This is a genomic window from Nocardioides daeguensis, assembly GCF_019192965.1.
In the GTDB taxonomy this organism is placed as follows: domain Bacteria; phylum Actinomycetota; class Actinomycetes; order Propionibacteriales; family Nocardioidaceae; genus Nocardioides; species Nocardioides daeguensis.
The window spans coordinates 38,141-54,011 of sequence record NZ_JAHTKU010000004.1; the positions used below are offsets into that span (position 1 = coordinate 38,141).

Here is a 15,871-nt window from a genome sequence, read left to right on the forward strand (position 1 = left end):
CGCTCAGCCGCAGACCGGTGCGTCCGGCAGCGGAGCCGGGACGCCGACCGACGGCATGCCGAGACCCACACCGGTCGACGGCGCGGGCGCGGCGGTCCGGCGCTCCCACGCATCCCCCGAGCGGGTACGACGCAGCGCGCGGACCGGCCCGTCGGCGACGAGGTGGTGCGGGGCGGCGTAGGTGACCTCGACGGTGACCATGTCGCCGGGGCGCGGCTCGCCGTCGACCGCCGAGAAGTCGGCCTCGAAGTGCACGAGACGGTTGTCGGGCGCGCGACCGGACAGCCGGTGCGTCTCGGCGTCCTTGCGGCCCTCGCCCTCGGCGACCATCAGCTCGAGCTCGCGACCGACCAGCCGCTTGTTCTCCTCCCAGGTGATCTCGTTGACCAGCTCGACGAGGCGGTTGTAGCGGTCGGTGACCTCGGCCTGCGGCACCTGGTTCTCGAGCTCGGCCGCCGGCGTACCGGGGCGCTTGGAGTACTGGAACGTGAAGGCCCCGGCGAACCGGGCCTCCCGGACGACCTTGAGGGTCTCCTGGAAGTCCTCCTCGGTCTCGCCGGGGAAGCCCACGATGATGTCGGTGGTGATCGCGGCGTCGGGCAGCGCGGCACGGACCCGCTCGATGATCCCGAGGAACCGCTCCTGCCGGTAGGACCGGCGCATGTCCTTGAGGACCTTCGAGGAGCCGGACTGCAGCGGCATGTGCAGGCTCGGCATCACGTTCGGGGTCTGGGCCATCGCCTCGATGACGTCGTCGGTGAACTCGGCCGGGTGCGGGCTGGTGAACCGGACCCGCTCCAGGCCCTCGATGTCGCCGCAGGCCCGCAGCAGCTTGGAGAAGGCCTGCCGGTCGCCGAACTCGACGCCGTACGCGTTGACGTTCTGGCCCAGCAGCGTGATCTCGGAGACGCCCTCGGCGACCAGCGCCTCGACCTCGGCGAGGATCTCGCCCGGACGGCGGTCCTTCTCCTTGCCGCGCAGGCTCGGCACGATGCAGAACGTGCAGGTGTTGTTGCAGCCGACGCTGACCGACACCCAGGCGGCGTACGCCGACTCGCGCTTGGTCGGCAGCGTCGAGGGGAAGACGTCGAGCGACTCGAGGATCTCGACCTGCGCCTCCTGCTGGACACGCGCGCGGTCGAGCAGTGCCGGCAGCGAGCCGATGTTGTGGGTGCCGAACACCACGTCGACCCACGGCGCCTTCTTCACGACGGTGTCGCGGTCCTTCTGCGCCATGCAGCCGCCGACGGCGATCTGCATGCCGGGCCGCTTCGCCTTGACTGGCGCCAGGTGGCCGAGGTTGCCGTAGAGCCGGTTGTCGGCGTTCTCGCGCACCGCGCAGGTGTTGAACACGACGATGTCGGCACACTCGGCCTGCTCGCCCTCGGCGTCCTTGTCGAACGGGAGGTAGCCGGCGTCCTCGAGGAGACCCGAGAGGCGCTCGGAGTCGTGGACGTTCATCTGGCACCCGTAGGTGCGGACCTCGTAGGTCCTCGGCTGTTCTGCGGTGGCGCTCATGACCGCTCAAGGGTACGAGCGTCACGCCGCATCCGGGAAACCCGAGGAGACGGACCGTGACGCAGCCGACTCCCCTTCCGGGCTCCGTTACACGGCAGCGCCGTCGGGCGACCCCGGGGCGTAACAAGCGCTCCCTACTCTCCGACGTCCGGGGACACCGGACGATGATCGAGAGGACCTTCGTGAGCACACGCAAGCACCTGACCTGGTGGGCGGTCGGGGCGACCACCGTGACGGCACTGGCCATCGGGACCACCGCCGCACCCACGCGCGCCGAGGCCCCCACCGGGACCACCGGCGCGGGTGGCTACCTGGCGCCGTACTACACCGCGGGCGACGTCACCGGCGACGACGAGATCACGAAGGCCGATCTCGACGTCCTGGTCCCGGCGGTCGGCACCGGCGAGGGCGACAGCGGCTGGGCCGACGTCTCCCCCGCCGACTACGACGACGACGGAGAGATCACCCTCGCCGACGTCGCAGCGCTCTCCGCCCGCATCCTGTACGACGACGGGTCGTTCGAGCTGGTCGAGGCCTCTGCCCTGGACATGCAGAAGGCGATGAACGCCGGCGTCGTGACGTCGGTCGAGCTGACCCAGGCCTACCTCGACCGGATCGCGGCCTACGACGGCCTGGTCGACGACGAGCACGTCCGCGCGCTCAACTCGATCATCAGCACCAGCGACGTGGCGCTGGCAGCAGCCGCCGCCAGCGACGCGGCCCGGGCCGAGAACGGCGGCCCGCGCAGCATGCTCGACGGCATCCCGATCGTGCTGAAGGACAACTACGACACCGCGGACATGCCGACCACGGGCGGCTGCGGCTGTTGGGACGACAACCAGACCACCGACGACGCCTTCATGGTCGAGGGCCTGCGCGATGCCGGCGCGATCATCCTGGCCAAGGCCACGCTCGACGAGTTCGCCTTCGGCTTCGCCTCCGAGTACTCGGCGTTCCTCCCGACCGGGACCTCCAAGCTCGTGGCCAGCCCGTACTCCCTCAGCCGCACCGCCGGCGGGTCGAGCGGCGGCACCGGCGCCTCCATCTCGGCCAGCCTCGGCGCGATCGGCTTCGGCACCGACACCGGCGGCTCGATCCGGGTGCCGTCGTCGTACAACCAGCTCGTCGGCGTCCGGCCCACGGTCGGCCTGACCAGCCGGGACGGGATCATCCCGCTCGCGCTGTCGCAGGACACGGGCGGTCCGATGGCCCGCAGCGTGTCGGACGCGGCGATCGCGCTGGACGCCGTGGTCGGGGTCGACCCGATGGACCCCATCACCTCGGAGCAGGCCGCCGGCGACGTCCCGACGTCGTACACCCGGTTCCTCGACCCCACCGCGCTGCAGGGCCGGAAGGTCGGCTATCTCGCCTCGATGCGAGGCTCCAACCCGACCACGACGCGGCTCTTCGACCAGGCGATCGCCGACCTGGTGGCCCAGGGCGCGACCGTGGAGGCCATCACGATCGACGGCATCAGCCCGGTCCTCGGCGAGGGCAGCGGCAGCACCAACGAGATGAAGCACGACCTCGACGGCTACATCGCGGCACACCTCTCCGACGACGTCACGGCCGACTCCCTGTCCGGCATCATCGACTCCGGCCGGTTCGTGCCGTCGCGGGCGAGCACCTACAGCACCCGCAACAGCATCACGCCGGCCCAGTACGCCGACTGGATGTCGACGCACACGGCGGCGATCGCGAACGGCGAGACGGTGCTGACCGGCGCCCTCGACGCCAACGGTCTCGACGCGCTCATCTACCCGAGCACCAACCCCTACTCCACCCTCAGCACCAACCTGCGGCTCAGCCCCAACACGGGCATGCCGTCGGTGACGGTCCCGATGGGCCAGGGGGTCGAGGGAGAGGCCATCCCGGGCGCGGGCGTGAACCTGGAGTTCATCGGACGCAACTACTCCGAGGGCGACCTGCTCGGCATGGCCTACGCCTACGAACAGGCCACGGCGCACCGCACCGCGCCTGCCGCCTACCCGGCCCTGGAGGGTGACGTGTTCCCGGGCCTCGGCAGCGACGAGACCGCCGAGGCGGGCACCGGCCTGGTCACCATCGGCGCGACCCCGGCCGATCTCGCGATCGGCGACGAGTTCACCGTGACCGTGTCGCAGTCGGCGGCCGACCTCTACGCCTATGGGCTGACGCTCGGCTACGACCCGACCCGGATCGCGTACGTCGACGGGAGCGCCACCACCGCCACCACCGGCAGCATCTACGAGAAGACGGGCGAAGGCTCGGTGTCGCTCACGCACACCAAGCTCGGCACGTCGCCGACCAGCTCGGGTGACACGGAGCTGGTGACGCTGACCTTCCGTGCGCTGGCCTCCGGCCCGGCGACGATCACCGGTTCCGCGCTGACCACGGTCGATGGCAGCGGTGCGACGACCGACGTCGGGGCCTTCGGCTCCGCGACCGTCGAGGTGGACCTGGACCCGGCCCCCAAGGCGGTCACGGCGCCCAGCATCAGCGGGACGCCGCAGGTCGGACAGACCCTGTCCGCCGCGCCGGCCGTCTGGGACCTCGACGCCGTCGTGACCAGCCGGCAGTGGCTCGCGGGTGGCACGCCGATCGCCGGGGCCACGGGAGCGACGTACCGGCTGCGGCCGGGCGACGTCGGCCGGCCGATCAGCGTCGTGGAGACCGCGACGCTCGACCAGCACGCCGACGGTCAGTCGACGTCGGCGCCGACCGCCGCGGTGACCCCGGCCGCCACCACGACCACGGCGAAGCTCAAGAAGAAGACGGTCGCGAAGGGAGGCAAGGCCCGGATCGCGGTCACGGTCTCCGCCGATCCCGCCACCGGCCTGGTGCCGGCCGGGTCGGTCCAGGTCGTCTACGGCGGCGAGGTCGTCGCGACGCAGGCGCTCCTCGCCGACGGGACGGCCACGGTGGCCTTCAAGGCCAAGCTCACCAAGAGGATCAAGAAGGGCGAGTCGGTCCTGCGCAAGGTGAAGGTCGTCTACCTGCCGGCGCCGGGCTACCAGACCAGTACGACGGTCCTCACGCTGAAGATCAGACGCTGACCTGCTGACCTGCTGTGCCCCGGTGCGCCACGCGCCGGGGCACAGCGCTTTCCACGTTGCCCGCATCCGGACGACATCACGACCGAGCCGCCGAGGATCGCCCGGTCCTCGGGGGGGGCTCGGTGGTGGGTTCTAGAGTCGGGCCATGCCCCAGAGCACGTCCCCCGGCTTCGTCGCCCGCAACAACGAGGTCATCGGCAGCGTCCTCAGCATCGTGGCCCTGCTCGTCTCGGTCGGCATGGGTGCCGGCCTGATGTTCGGCACCGGCACGCGTGGCGTCTCGGCCATCCTGACCGTGCTGACGGTCGCGGGCGGCATGTTCACGCTGCTCCTGCTCGGGATCGGCGCGGTGCTGCGAGGCATGACGCCGGCCGAGCAGTGGGATCGCGAGGAGACCGCCTGGCGGACCGAGCGCGGCCTGGACCCGCTCACCGCCGCCGACGAGGCCGCCTCCGCGAAGGCTCGGCGCAGGGCCGGGCTGCTCGCCGTCGCGGCACTGCTCGTCGGCCTGGCGCTCAGCGTGCTGCCCGACATCTTCTAGGGCGAATGCCGGCGGCGCGGCGCCGGCGGGGAGTCACAACTTGGTCTCGCGAGCATCTTCGCTCTAGCCGGGAGCCCGTCGGCGGGACTAGCGTCCACGCGTATGACCGTCACCGACGACGTTCCAGTTGACAACACTGCGCGCCGCTCGGGCGACCCTCTGGTCGAGCTCGTCGACGTGCAGAAGTGGTACGGCGGGCTGCACGTCCTGCAGGACATCAACCTCACCGTGGGCCGCGGCGAGGTCGTCGTGGTGATCGGGCCGTCGGGCTCCGGCAAGTCGACCCTGTGCCGCACCATCAACCGGCTGGAGCCGATCGACTCCGGGCAGATCCTGGTCGACGGCGCCGCGCTGCCGCAGGAGGGCAAGGCCCTCGCCCGGCACCGCGCCGACGTGGGCATGGTGTTCCAGAGCTTCAACCTGTTCGCCCACAAGACGATCCTGGAGAACGTCACGCTCGGGCCGATCAAGGTCCGCAAGCAGTCGAAGGCGCAAGCCGAGGACCGGGCCCGCGACCTGCTCGACCGGGTGGGCGTCGCGCACCAGGCGGACAAGTACCCCGCCCAGCTCTCCGGCGGTCAGCAGCAGCGCGTCGCCATCGCCCGAGCGCTCGCGATGGAGCCCAAGGTGATGCTATTCGACGAGCCCACCTCGGCCCTCGACCCGGAGATGATCAAGGAGGTCCTCGACGTCATGGTCGACCTCGCCGAGCGCGGGATGACGATGATCGTCGTCACCCACGAGATGGGCTTCGCCCGGACGGCGGCCAACCGCGTGGTGTTCATGGCCGACGGCCGGATCCTCGAGACGGCCGATCCCCACACGTTCTTCACCAACCCGCAGAGCGATCGGGCCAAGGACTTCCTCGGCAAGATCCTCAAGCACTGAGCGCCCGTCTTCTCGGGCAGACAAGGAGCAACAGATGCGATGGAGGAAAGCCTTCGCGGCGACCGCGGCCACCCTGGTCGTGGCCGGATCCCTCGCCGCGTGCGGGGACGCCGGGAACGACAAGGAGGGGCGCGACGTCAAGGCCAAGAGCGACTGCGACGGCAAGTTCGAGGACGGCTCGCGCATGGCCGAGCTCGCCGACGCCGGCAAGATCAACGTCGGCGTGAAGTACGACCAGCCGGGCCTCGGCTTCAAGGGCGCGACCGACGACGTCCCGAGCGGGTTCGACATCGAGATCGCCAAGCTCCTCGTGGCCGACCTGTGCATCGATCCCGCCGACACCAGCAAGGTGAACTGGGAGGAGACGATCTCCGACAACCGTGAGCCGTTCCTCGAGTCCGGCAAGGTCGACATCGTCCTGGCGTCGTACTCGATCACCGAGGACCGCCAGAAGGTCGTCGGCCAGGCGGGTCCCTACATGGTCACCGGCCAGCAGGTGCTGGTGAAGGCCGACAGCGACATCACCGGCATCGACGACCTCAAGGGCAAGGAGGTGTGCTCGGTGACCGGGTCCACCTCGCTGGAGAACGTCAAGGCGAAGGGCGCCAAGGGCGTCGGCGCCGACTCCTACTCCGAGTGCGCCGAGAAGGTCCTCGACGGCACCTATCGCGCCATGTCGACCGACGGCACCATCCTCGCGGGTCTCGCAGCCCAGAACGAGGGCCAGCTCAAGGTGGTGGGTGACCAGTTCTCCGAGGAGAACATCGGCGTGGGCTTCAGCAAGGACCGCCCCGAGATGTGCGAGTGGATCGACGGCGTGCTGTCCAAGTCGTTCGAGGACGGCTCGTGGGCCGACGCGTTCGAGCTGACGCTGGGCCCCTCGGGTGTGGACACGCCCGAGCCGCCGACGCTGCAGCCCTGCAAGTGACCCACGCATGACCCCGGAGCCGGGGCGCCGTCGTACCGGCGGGCCCCGGCTCCCCGACGGAGAGGGACGCGCTTGAACGCAGTGCTCGACAACCTCGACGAGTTATTCAAGGGGTTCGGCTACACGCTCTTCCTGTTCCTGGTGAGCGCCGTCGCCTCCCTGGTCCTCGGCACCGTCCTGGTCGCCATGCGCGTCGGGCCGATCGGCGTGCTCCGCGCCGTGGGGGCGATCTACGTGTCGGTGGTGCGCAACACTCCGCTCGTCCTCATCTTCATCTTCTTCCACTTCGCGGCGCCGATCCTCGGCATCAACTTCCGGTGGGTGCAGGTGCATGTCGGCGGCTTCGACTTCACCTCCGCGTTCGCGACGGCCTTCGTGGCCCTGAGCCTCTACACCGCCTGCTTCGTCTGCGAGGCGCTGCGCTCGGGGGTCAACGCGGTGCCGATGGGCCAGGCCGAGGCGGCGCGGGCGATCGGTCTGCCGTTTGGGGGCGTGATGACCCAGGTCGTGCTTCCCCAGGCCGTGCGGGCCTCGGTGCCACCGCTCGCCAGCGCGCTGATCGCCATGCTGAAGAACACCTCGGTCGCGGGTGTCTTCTTCCTCGCCGAGGCCCTGGCCACGATGCGCGGTCTCACCAACGACTACAGCAGCGAGCGGATCGGCATCTTCGCCTGCTTCGCGGTCGGCTACATCCTCCTGGTCGAGATCGTCTCGATGATCTCGTTGGGCTTCGAACGACGATGGAGGATCGCCTGATGACCGCCAGTGTCCTCTTCGACGCACCCGGTCCGGCCACCCGGGTGCGGCACCGCATCTACACGGTCGTGGCCTCCGCGGCGATCGCGGCACTCGTCGTGTACGCGGTGTGGAAGCTCGGCGACGACGGCCAGTTCGAGTACAGCCTCTGGGAGCCGTTCCTCACGCCCGACTACATCTCGGCGCTCCTCGTCGACGGCCTGGTCGTGACGGTCACGATGGCGGTCTTCGCCATCGTCGGCGCCGTGGTGTTCGGGTTCCTGTTCGGCGTCGCGAAGATGTCCGAGCACGCCTTCGTCCGGTGGCCGGCCTGGCTGGTCGTGGAGTTCTTCCGGGCGATGCCCGTGCTGCTGCTGATGATCTTCGTCTACTACGCGTGGTTCATCGGGACCCACGGCAGCTTCTTGTGGGTCGACGAGCGCGGCGGCTTCCTCGCCGTCGTCATCGCGCTCACCTGCTACAACGGCGCCGTCCTCGCCGAGGTGGTCCGCGCCGGCGTGGGCGCGATCCCGAAGGGGCAGGCCGAGGCGGCGTACGCCGTCGGCATGCGCAAGACCCAGGTGATGACGCTGATCCTGCTGCCCCAGGCGGTGAAGGTGATGCTGCCGGCGATCATCAGCCAGATGGTCGTCGCGCTGAAGGACACCAGCCTCGGCTATGCCGTGGCCGCACCTGGCCTGACCAAGATCGGGCAGCAGATCTACAAGGAGTTCCACAACCAGGTGCCGACGGCGATCGTCCTCGGCGTGCTCTACGTCGGGCTCAACCTGCTGCTCACCCTGCTGGCCACGTGGATCCAGAAGCGCTTCGTGGGCGAGAGGAGGATCGACGTCGTCGCCGCGGCCGCCGGCATCGACCAGGACCGCGCCTGAGCGCGGCGGCCCCGGCGCGCCTCACTTCTTGCTGGTCACCCACAGGTCGATGGTGCCCTCGATGACGACGGTGCCGTCGGCGAGTTCGCCGCGGACCCGCACGGGCAGGTCGCCCTCGGCGGCGTCCCACTGCTCCTGGTCGGTCTCGGCGATGCAGGTGACGTCGCCGGTCGCCTTGGCCGTGTAGGACACGGTCATGCCCTTGGGGATCCACCGCTTGGCGCTGGGGATGGTGGCCTCGGCCAGACCGCCCATCGCCATCTCGAGGCCGTTGCACAGCGCGATCGCGTGGACCGTTCCGATGTGGTTCTGCACGCTGCGGCGCTTCGGGATCACGACCGAGGCGTAGTTGGGGCGCAGCTCGGTCACCCGGGGGTGGATCGAGGCGAAGTACGGCGCCTTCTGGCTGAACGCGATCGAGAACGCGCGCTTGCCGAGGGTGCCGCCGACCACGGGGAGGCTCGTGGCGGTCTTCCAGAGGCTGTGGACCTGAGTCATGGACCTCACATTACTCGCCGGTAACCTTCGCGGCGAGTGCCGGTCACCGCTTCGTGCCGGCGATCACACCGTCGGGGCCGGCCCCGACCCCGACCGACGGACCCGGCCCCGGCAGGTCGAGCTCGATCGTGACGCCCTGCCGGCCCCCACCCGGCAGCGTGATCGTGAGCGGGCCCGCGCAGATTCGGCGATCACCGCACCCGGGCGGCTTCGGCTGGCCCGGGGGCGGCACGACGACCGGCGGAGCCCCCGGGGGGCCGGCAGGAGCCGCGGGTGCCGCCGGTGCCGCTGAGTGCGCCGGGGCCGCCGCAGGTGCTGCCTTCTGCGGCGAGGAGGGCGCCGGCGCAGCCGGCTGCCGGGCCGACGGGCTGGGAACGGGGACCGCGGACACGTCGGCCGGCTGCGTGGCGGCCGGGGCCGGCTCGACGGGGGCCGGGTCGGGGGTGCGCGGGTCGGCGAGCACGGCGCCCGGTGTCGCCTTCGCCACCGGCCGCGAGGCCGCTGGCGTGCGGTCGGGATGGTCCTCGCCCCCGAGGGTCGCGAAGGCGCCGGCCGCGACGGCAGCCACGGCCACGGCGGCCGCGACCGCCACGGCGGCACCGCCCGAGGCACCGCCCGAGGCGCCGCCCGAGGCACCGCTCGAGGCACCGCCCGAGGCACCGCTCGAGGCAGCGGCGCCGCCGGCCGCCGTAGCTCCCCAGATCACGCCCTTGCCGCCGAGAGGCAGGGACAGGAGCACGATCGGGAGGACGTGGACGGCGAGCTTCTGGTTGACCTCGTCGACGACCAGGAAGGCGCGCTGGCACGAGCCGCAGGCGTCGAGGTGCGCGCCGAACCGCTGCTCGGCGCGGGTGCCGAGCTCGCCACGGGCGTACTGGCTCATCCGGTGGTGGACCCAGCGGCACTGCTCGCGAGCCGGCTCGGGGCCGGCGTGCAGGTCGAGGTAGGCGCGCTTGAGGCCCTCGCGCGCACGGTGGGCGAGGGAGGAGACGGCGCGCGGCTTGAGGTCCATCAAGGTCGCGACCTCGGCAGGCTTGCGCCCCTCGACCTCGACGTGCCACAACACCGTGCGCCAGCTCTCGGGGAGGGTGGCGAGCGCGTCGACCGCGACGGTCTCGTCGAGCATCTCGACGGCCTGCTCGGGGGTGACCTCGGCCGTCTCGGCCTGATCGAAGAGCCACGGCTGGTCGGAGGCGACGGACTCGCGCTGGGAGCGCAGGCCGTCGCGGTACCCGTTGCGGATGGTGACGTGGAGGTAGGAGCGGAAGCTCGAGGTGGGACCGCCACCGGAGCTCAGCTGCCCCAGCACCCGCGAGAACGACTCGGCGACGAGCTCCTCGGCCGCGTCGGTGCCGACCAGGATCCGGGCGAGGTGCCGAGCCCCGTCGACCTGGTCGCGGTACAGCTCCTCGAACGCACCGGTGTCGCCGGCACGCACGCGCGCGAGGAGCTCCTCCTCGTGGGTGCGGGACGCGTCCTCGCCCATCCGATCCTCCGCCCTTCCCGGCTGGTGTGTCGCGCGCCGCTCGACGGTCCGCGGCACCCTGCCCAACGACCGAGTGCGCCCGATGATGCACCGATTCGGGAAAACTCTCGAACTCGTCGACAAAACCGCGTGATGTTCTGCTCCGCACTTCGTCCAGTTCGGTGACAGCCCCGCCCGGGGGCGCCACCGACCGATCGGAGACAGATGAGCACCACGCGCTCCACCACCGCGCGCGACGCCCGTCCGCTGCCCCCGGTCGTCGCGCTGCGGCCCCGCTCGCTGTCCCGCCGGGCCGGGATCTTGCAGGGGCGCCTCCGCGACCGGCGCGAGGCCGGCCTCCCCCACGAGGAGATGCTCCTCGACGTCGTCGACGGCGTCCTGGCCCGCACCGGCGGCGTGGGCGCCGACGACCTCGACGTCTGGGCACGGCTGGTCGCGCTCGTCGAGGAGCACGACGACCTCTCCCACACGCTGCCCGCGTGCGCCGCCACGGCCAACCTGGTCGGGCTCGCGCTGTTCGGCGACATCGAGGACCACGCCGCTGTGTGCGGACTCGCCGACGAGCTGGGACACCGACGCCTCGCAGGCCTGCAGCACCGCTACGGCAGCGCGCTCGAGACCGACTCCCGGCTCCCCCTCACCACCGCCGCGATGCGCCGACTGCTCGTCCCCGGCCTCGGCCGGCGGCTTGCGACGCACCCACGGACCGCGGCCCGTAGCGAGGCCGTCGACGACGCGAGCCTGCGCGCCGCCCACGCCCTGCTCGTGCAGGGCATCGACCGCGCCTGGACCGTCCCGCCGCTCGACTCCGTCGAGGAGTTCGTCGACATCGCGGTCCACGGCACCGTCAACGAGTGGCGGCACCACGTCGCGATGATCGTCACGGACCCCTGGTCGCCGTACGCGGCCCGGGTCATCGAGCTCGCCCGGCAGGTCGGTACGTCGCACCCCGCCTTCGTGGTCACCGCCCTCGTCGCCCTGTGCCGCGAGCAGACCCTCGACGGGCTCCCGGGCCGGGCCCGACCCGCGCCCCGCCGGACCCGGTACCCGAGCGGCCGGGCGGCCCCCTGAGCTGCCGAGGCGACTGCAGCGTCGTTCCCGTCCGTCGGGGGGCGGGCCGGAACGGCGGGGGCCCGAAGCATCTGGGGGGTGCTGCGGGCTCGGCGTCCTGGGAGCAGGAACTGCAGTCGCCTCGGCGCGATGCCCACCACCACGGGTGGGAGCAGCGGCCGCCGGGGTTCCCCGGAGGGAGGGGAATCCCGGCGGCTGCACCTGGAGCAGCCTCAGGGCGTGCGGGCCACCACGAAGATGCGACGGAACGGCAGCACGACGCCGTGCCCCTCGTCGGGATAGGCCGCACGCAGCCGCGCCTTGAGCTCGTCCTCGAATCCGGTCCGCAGGTCGTCGGGCAGCGCCTGCAGCGTCGGCCGGGCACCGGTGCAGGACACCCACGCGAAGACCGGGTCCTGCCCGTGCAGCACGTGCAGGTAGGTCGTCTCCCACGCATCCACCTCGCAGCCGAGCGCCTGGAGCGCGCGCAGGTAGACCGCCGCGCCGTGGGCGTGCGGGGCAGCGGCGCCGGCGGTGTGGGCGGCGTACGGCGGCTCGGCGGCGAGCTCCGCGCGCAGCGTGTGGCTGGGCTGGTCGTGGTTGCCCGGGACCTGGAACGCGAGCCAGCCGCCGGGCCGCACGGCACGTACGAGCGCAGGCATCAGGTCGAGGTGCTCGGGCAGCCACTGCAGCGTCGCGTTGGAGACGAGGACGTCCACGCCTGCCCGCGGAGCGGCGCCGAGCCACTCGCGCAGGTCGGCCCTGTGGAAGGCGACGCGTTCCGCCGCCGAACTGTCGGAGGCTGCGCGGATCATGGCGTCGCTGGAGTCGACACCGGTGATCGTCGCGGCCGGCCAGCGATCAGCGAGAAGGGAGGTGAGATTGCCGGGTCCACAACCGAGGTCGACCACGACCTGGGGATCGACGGCAGCGACCCGGCCGACGAGGTCGACGAAGGGGCGCCCCCGCTCGTCCGCGTAGGCCAGGTAGCGGTCGGGATCCCAGGCCAGGGTCATCGGCGCGCACCTTCGCGCAGGTGGTCGAGGATGCGGGCGTTCACGACGTCCGGACGCTCGAGCTGCAGGAAGTGCCCCGCGTCGTCGACGACGCCCACGCGACTGCCGGCCGGCAGGCGGTCGCCGATCCGTCCGGCCCATCGCACGTCCAGGCAGCCGTCATCGGCACCGTGCAGGTACAGCAGCGGCACCCGGGGTTCGCGGGTCCAGTCGTGCGCCAGCGACTGGTACCGCGCCGGGAGCCGGCGCAGCCGCGGCTGTGCCCGGTAGTAGCCGATCACGGCCGACCGGTGGGCCTCGTCGGGCACGGCGGCCGCGAGGTGCGCGAGGTCCTCGGCGGCGTCATAGCCCGGCGACCAGCGCCGCCACAGGTGCGCGACGAGGACGTCGAAGCGCCGCTCGGGCAGCCGCGGCAGCTGGTTGAAGAGCGTGTACCAGCTCAGGCCGGCCTGGCGCGGCACGATCCGCAACCAGCGACCGAGGTCGTCGCGGCGCGGGTTCATCACGGAGAAGGGAGGAACGGACAGCGACACGATCGCGCCGAACGGGTTCGCCGCGCAGGCCGCGACGCCGTTGGCGGTGATCGCGCCCCAGTCGTGCCCGACGAGGACGGCCCGTCCGTCGCCACCGAAGGCGCGGTGCAGGCCCAGCACGTCGTGCATGAGTGCCGGCACGTGGTAGCTGCCGTCGGCGGGAATGCCGCTGGGGGCGTAGCCGCGGGTGAAGGGAGCCACGACGCGGTAGCCCGCGTCGGCCAGGGCGGGGCCGAGGTGGCGCCAGGTGTGGGCGGTGTCGGGGAAGCCGTGCAGGAGCACGGCCAGCGGCCGGTCCCGGTCGTCGGGGTCGCCCCAGACGAGGCTGGTCAGGGCGACCGGGCCGAGGTCAGCAGTACGGGTGTCCACGGGGCCGACCCTACGCTCGACTTATCTTGATATAAAGATTCTCGATCGTTCGGATAGAGTGGGTCCATGCGGGACGAGGTGGACGAGCTGATCGAGGCGTGGGCGCGCGAGCGCAGCGACCTCGACCTCGCTCCGGTGTCGGTGTTCAGCCGGATCTCCCGGCTGGCGCACCACGTCGACCGGGCCCGCCGGCAGGCCTTCACCACCCACGACATCGAGTCGTGGGAGTTCGACGTGATGGCCGCGCTGCGGCGGGCGGGCGAACCGTACGAGCTCTCCCCCGGCCGGCTGCTGCGCGAGACCCTGGTGACCAGCGGGACGATGACCAACCGCGTCGACCGACTCACCACCCGCGGCCTGGTCGAGCGACACCCCGACCCGACCGACCGCCGTGGCGTGCTGGTCCGGCTCACCCCGGACGGCAAGGACGCCGTCGACGGCGCCTTCGCCGCGCTGCTCGAGGCCGAGCGCGAGCTGCTGAGCGGCCTGTCGGCCGAGGACCAGGCGGTGCTGGCCGGCCTGCTCCGGCGCCTGCTCGTGCCGTTCTCCGGCTGAGCGCCCCGGCTCGGGCGCTACTCGAGGACCTCGGCGGCCTCGAGCCACTCCAGCTCGGCCGCCTCCTTCTCCTCCTGCAGAGCGGTGAGCTCGCTCCCGATCGCGGTCAGCTTCTCCGGATCGCTGGCGTGGGCGGCGAGGTCGGCCGTCAGCTCGGCCTCCCGGGCGGAGAGCCGCTCGAGGACCTTGTCGAGGCGGGCGACCGTCTTCTTCGCCGCGCGCTCCTCGGCCGAGCCGGCCTTGGCCTTGGCGGTGTCGGTGGCGGCGGCGGGTCCCTCAGATCGTTCGATCGAACGATCTGAGGGCGTCGCCGCCAGCGCCGCGGCCCGGCGCTCGAGGTACTCGTCGACGCCCCGGGGCAGCATCGAGATCTGGCCGTCGCCGAGCAGGGCCCACACGGAGTCGGTGACCCGCTCGAGGAAGTACCGGTCGTGGGACACGACGACGAGGGTGCCGGGCCAGCCGTCGAGGAAGTCCTCGAGGACGTTGAGGGTCTCGATGTCGAGGTCGTTGGTGGGCTCGTCGAGGAGCAGCACGTTGGGCTCGGTGAGCAGCAGCCGGAGCAGCTGGAAGCGGCGGCGCTCGCCGCCGGAGAGGTCGCCGATCCGGGCGGTCAGCCGGTCCCCGGTGAAGCCGAAGCGCTCGAGCATCGAGGTCGCGGTGATCTCGCCGTCCGCGGTCTTGGTGACCCGCCGGATCGACTCGACGGTGGCGAGCACCCGGGCCTCGGGGTCGTCGACCTCCACGTCCTGGGTGAGGTGCTGGAGGGCGACGGTGCGCCCGTGGCGGACCCGGCCGGCCGACGGGGCCGCCTCGCCGGAGAGCAGCGAGAGGACCGAGGTCTTGCCGGCGCCGTTGACGCCGACCAGGCCGATCCGGTCGCCGGGGCCGAGCCGCCAGGTGGCGTGGGACAGCAGCTGGCGGGTGCCGCGGGAGAAGTCGACGCCCTCCACGTCGATGACGTCCTTGCCTAGCCGCTGGGCGGCGAACCGCTGGAGCTCGAGGCGGTCGCGCGGCGGGGGGACGTCCTCGATGAGGGCGTTGGCGGCGTCGATCCGGAACTTGGGCTTGGAGGTACGGGCAGGCGCCCCGCGGCGCAGCCAGGCGAGCTCCTTGCGGACCAGGTTCTGGCGACGCTGCTCGGAGGCAGCGGCCTGGCGCTGGCGCTCGGCCTTGGCGAGCACGAAGGCGGCGTACCCGCCCTCGTACAGGTCGACGACCCCGTCGTGGACCTCCCAGGTCTGCTGGCACACGGCGTCGAGGAACCAGCGGTCGTGGGTGACGACGACGAGAGCCGAGGACCGAGCGGCGAGGTGGGCGGCGAGCCAGGCGACGGCCTCGACGTCGAGGTGGTTGGTGGGCTCGTCGAGGACGATCAGGTCGTGGTCGCCGAGCAGCAGGCCGGCCAGGGCACAACGCCGGCGCTCGCCGCCGGACAGCCCGTGGACGGCTCGGTCGAGGTCGACCCCGGCGAGGAGGACCTCGACGATCTCGCGCAGCCGGGAGTCGGCGGCCCACTCGTGGTCGGCCTTGCCCTGGAGCACGACCTGGCGCACGGTGTGGGCGTCGTCGAAGTCGTCCTGCTGGGAGAGGACACCGACGAGCAGACCGCGCTGGCGCGAGACCCGGCCCTCGTCGGGCTCCTCGGCGCCGGTCATGATCCGCAGCAGCGTGGTCTTGCCGTCGCCGTTGCGCCCGACGATGCCGATCCGCTCGCCGGCGCCGACGCCGAGCGAGACGTCGGTGAGGAGCGGGCGCACGCCGTACGACTTGGAGACCCGCTCGAGGTTGAGGAGGGACCCGGCGCTCATCGGTGGATCTCCTGC

General features: G+C 71.8%; 14 protein-coding genes. 8 read left to right on the forward strand and 6 right to left on the reverse strand.

Translation table 11 applies throughout. The features are described from left to right. Positions 1 to 3: 3 nt before the first annotated feature. Positions 4 to 1,518, reverse strand: a complete 1,515-nt coding sequence (gene miaB, locus KU893_RS03040) for a tRNA (N6-isopentenyl adenosine(37)-C2)-methylthiotransferase MiaB (protein WP_218232848.1) — start codon at positions 1,516 to 1,518, stop codon at positions 4 to 6. Between the two features lie 182 nt (positions 1,519 to 1,700). Here miaB and KU893_RS03045 point away from each other — a divergent pair, with 182 nt between their 5' ends. The 6 genes from KU893_RS03045 to KU893_RS03070 all read left to right on the forward strand — a co-directional run bounded on the left by KU893_RS03045 (position 1,701) and on the right by KU893_RS03070 (position 8,538). Next, positions 1,701 to 4,553, forward strand: coding sequence for an amidase family protein (locus tag KU893_RS03045; protein WP_218232849.1), 2,853 nt, complete (start codon positions 1,701 to 1,703; stop codon positions 4,551 to 4,553). Between the two features lie 145 nt (positions 4,554 to 4,698). Beyond that, a complete protein-coding gene (locus KU893_RS03050; protein WP_218232850.1) occupies positions 4,699 to 5,094 on the forward strand; it encodes a hypothetical protein in 396 nt (131 codons plus the stop codon). Positions 5,095 to 5,196: 102 nt separating this feature from the next. Continuing rightward, positions 5,197 to 5,982: an amino acid ABC transporter ATP-binding protein gene (locus tag KU893_RS03055; RefSeq protein WP_372449656.1), complete on the forward strand. Its 786-nt coding sequence runs from the start codon at positions 5,197 to 5,199 to the stop codon at positions 5,980 to 5,982. 34 nt (positions 5,983 to 6,016) lie between these two features. Beyond that, positions 6,017 to 6,910 (forward strand): glutamate ABC transporter substrate-binding protein, encoded by an 894-nt coding sequence (locus KU893_RS03060; RefSeq protein WP_218232851.1) that lies wholly within the window; start codon positions 6,017 to 6,019, stop codon positions 6,908 to 6,910. Between the two features lie 81 nt (positions 6,911 to 6,991). Then, complete coding sequence (locus KU893_RS03065; protein ID WP_257440872.1) at positions 6,992 to 7,666, forward strand: amino acid ABC transporter permease; 675 nt, start codon at positions 6,992 to 6,994, stop codon at positions 7,664 to 7,666. Continuing rightward, complete coding sequence (locus KU893_RS03070; protein ID WP_218232853.1) at positions 7,666 to 8,538, forward strand: amino acid ABC transporter permease; 873 nt, start codon at positions 7,666 to 7,668, stop codon at positions 8,536 to 8,538. Before KU893_RS03065 ends, KU893_RS03070 begins: the two co-directional genes overlap by 1 nt. Positions 8,539 to 8,559: 21 nt before the next feature. On the opposite strand, the gene KU893_RS03075 is transcribed toward KU893_RS03070, so the two are convergent. Both KU893_RS03075 and KU893_RS23105 read right to left on the reverse strand, forming a co-directional pair. After that, the gene (locus KU893_RS03075) at positions 8,560 to 9,036 is read right to left on the reverse strand and encodes a hotdog fold domain-containing protein (protein ID WP_218232854.1); all 477 of its coding nucleotides are present in this window, start codon (positions 9,034 to 9,036) and stop codon (positions 8,560 to 8,562) included. Positions 9,037 to 9,079: 43 nt separating this feature from the next. Continuing rightward, a complete protein-coding gene (locus KU893_RS23105; protein WP_218232855.1) occupies positions 9,080 to 10,522 on the reverse strand; it encodes a sigma-70 family RNA polymerase sigma factor in 1,443 nt (480 codons plus the stop codon). A gap of 204 nt (positions 10,523 to 10,726) precedes the next feature. Here KU893_RS23105 and KU893_RS03085 point away from each other — a divergent pair, with 204 nt between their 5' ends. Further along, on the forward strand, positions 10,727 to 11,593 hold the full coding sequence (locus KU893_RS03085; RefSeq protein ID WP_218232856.1) for a hypothetical protein: 867 nt from the start codon (positions 10,727 to 10,729) through the stop codon (positions 11,591 to 11,593). Positions 11,594 to 11,805: 212 nt separating this feature from the next. On the opposite strand, the gene KU893_RS03090 is transcribed toward KU893_RS03085, so the two are convergent. Both KU893_RS03090 and KU893_RS03095 read right to left on the reverse strand, forming a co-directional pair. Then, positions 11,806 to 12,588 (reverse strand): methyltransferase domain-containing protein, encoded by a 783-nt coding sequence (locus KU893_RS03090; protein ID WP_218232857.1) that lies wholly within the window; start codon positions 12,586 to 12,588, stop codon positions 11,806 to 11,808. Continuing rightward, entirely contained in the window at positions 12,585 to 13,490 is a 906-nt protein-coding gene (locus tag KU893_RS03095; RefSeq protein WP_218232858.1) for an alpha/beta fold hydrolase, read from the reverse strand. The genes KU893_RS03090 and KU893_RS03095 overlap by 4 nt, the downstream gene beginning before the upstream one ends. A gap of 66 nt (positions 13,491 to 13,556) precedes the next feature. On the opposite strand from KU893_RS03095, the gene KU893_RS03100 reads away from it, so the two are divergent. After that, entirely contained in the window at positions 13,557 to 14,045 is a 489-nt protein-coding gene (locus KU893_RS03100) for a MarR family winged helix-turn-helix transcriptional regulator (protein ID WP_218232859.1), read from the forward strand. A gap of 17 nt (positions 14,046 to 14,062) precedes the next feature. Here KU893_RS03100 and KU893_RS03105 read toward each other — a convergent pair whose 3' ends face one another. Continuing rightward, complete coding sequence (locus tag KU893_RS03105) at positions 14,063 to 15,856, reverse strand: ABC-F family ATP-binding cassette domain-containing protein (RefSeq protein WP_218232860.1); 1,794 nt, start codon at positions 15,854 to 15,856, stop codon at positions 14,063 to 14,065. Positions 15,857 to 15,871 lie beyond the last annotated feature (15 nt).

Excerpts from the sequence above, each read along its gene's own strand:
- miaB (WP_218232848.1), bottom strand. The coding sequence starts at position 1,518 with ATGAGCGCCACCGCAGAACAGCCGAGGACCTACGAGGTCCGCACCTAC.
- KU893_RS03050 (WP_218232850.1), top strand. The coding sequence starts at position 4,699 with ATGCCCCAGAGCACGTCCCCCGGCTTCGTCGCCCGCAACAACGAGGTC.
- KU893_RS03055 (WP_372449656.1), top strand. The coding sequence starts at position 5,197 with ATGACCGTCACCGACGACGTTCCAGTTGACAACACTGCGCGCCGCTCG.
- KU893_RS03060 (WP_218232851.1), top strand. The coding sequence starts at position 6,017 with ATGCGATGGAGGAAAGCCTTCGCGGCGACCGCGGCCACCCTGGTCGTG.
- KU893_RS03070 (WP_218232853.1), top strand. The coding sequence starts at position 7,666 with ATGACCGCCAGTGTCCTCTTCGACGCACCCGGTCCGGCCACCCGGGTG.
- KU893_RS03075 (WP_218232854.1), bottom strand. The coding sequence starts at position 9,036 with ATGACTCAGGTCCACAGCCTCTGGAAGACCGCCACGAGCCTCCCCGTG.
- KU893_RS23105 (WP_218232855.1), bottom strand. The coding sequence starts at position 10,522 with ATGGGCGAGGACGCGTCCCGCACCCACGAGGAGGAGCTCCTCGCGCGC.
- KU893_RS03085 (WP_218232856.1), top strand. The coding sequence starts at position 10,727 with ATGAGCACCACGCGCTCCACCACCGCGCGCGACGCCCGTCCGCTGCCC.
- KU893_RS03090 (WP_218232857.1), bottom strand. The coding sequence starts at position 12,588 with ATGACCCTGGCCTGGGATCCCGACCGCTACCTGGCCTACGCGGACGAG.
- KU893_RS03100 (WP_218232859.1), top strand. The coding sequence starts at position 13,557 with ATGCGGGACGAGGTGGACGAGCTGATCGAGGCGTGGGCGCGCGAGCGC.
- KU893_RS03105 (WP_218232860.1), bottom strand. The coding sequence starts at position 15,856 with ATGAGCGCCGGGTCCCTCCTCAACCTCGAGCGGGTCTCCAAGTCGTAC.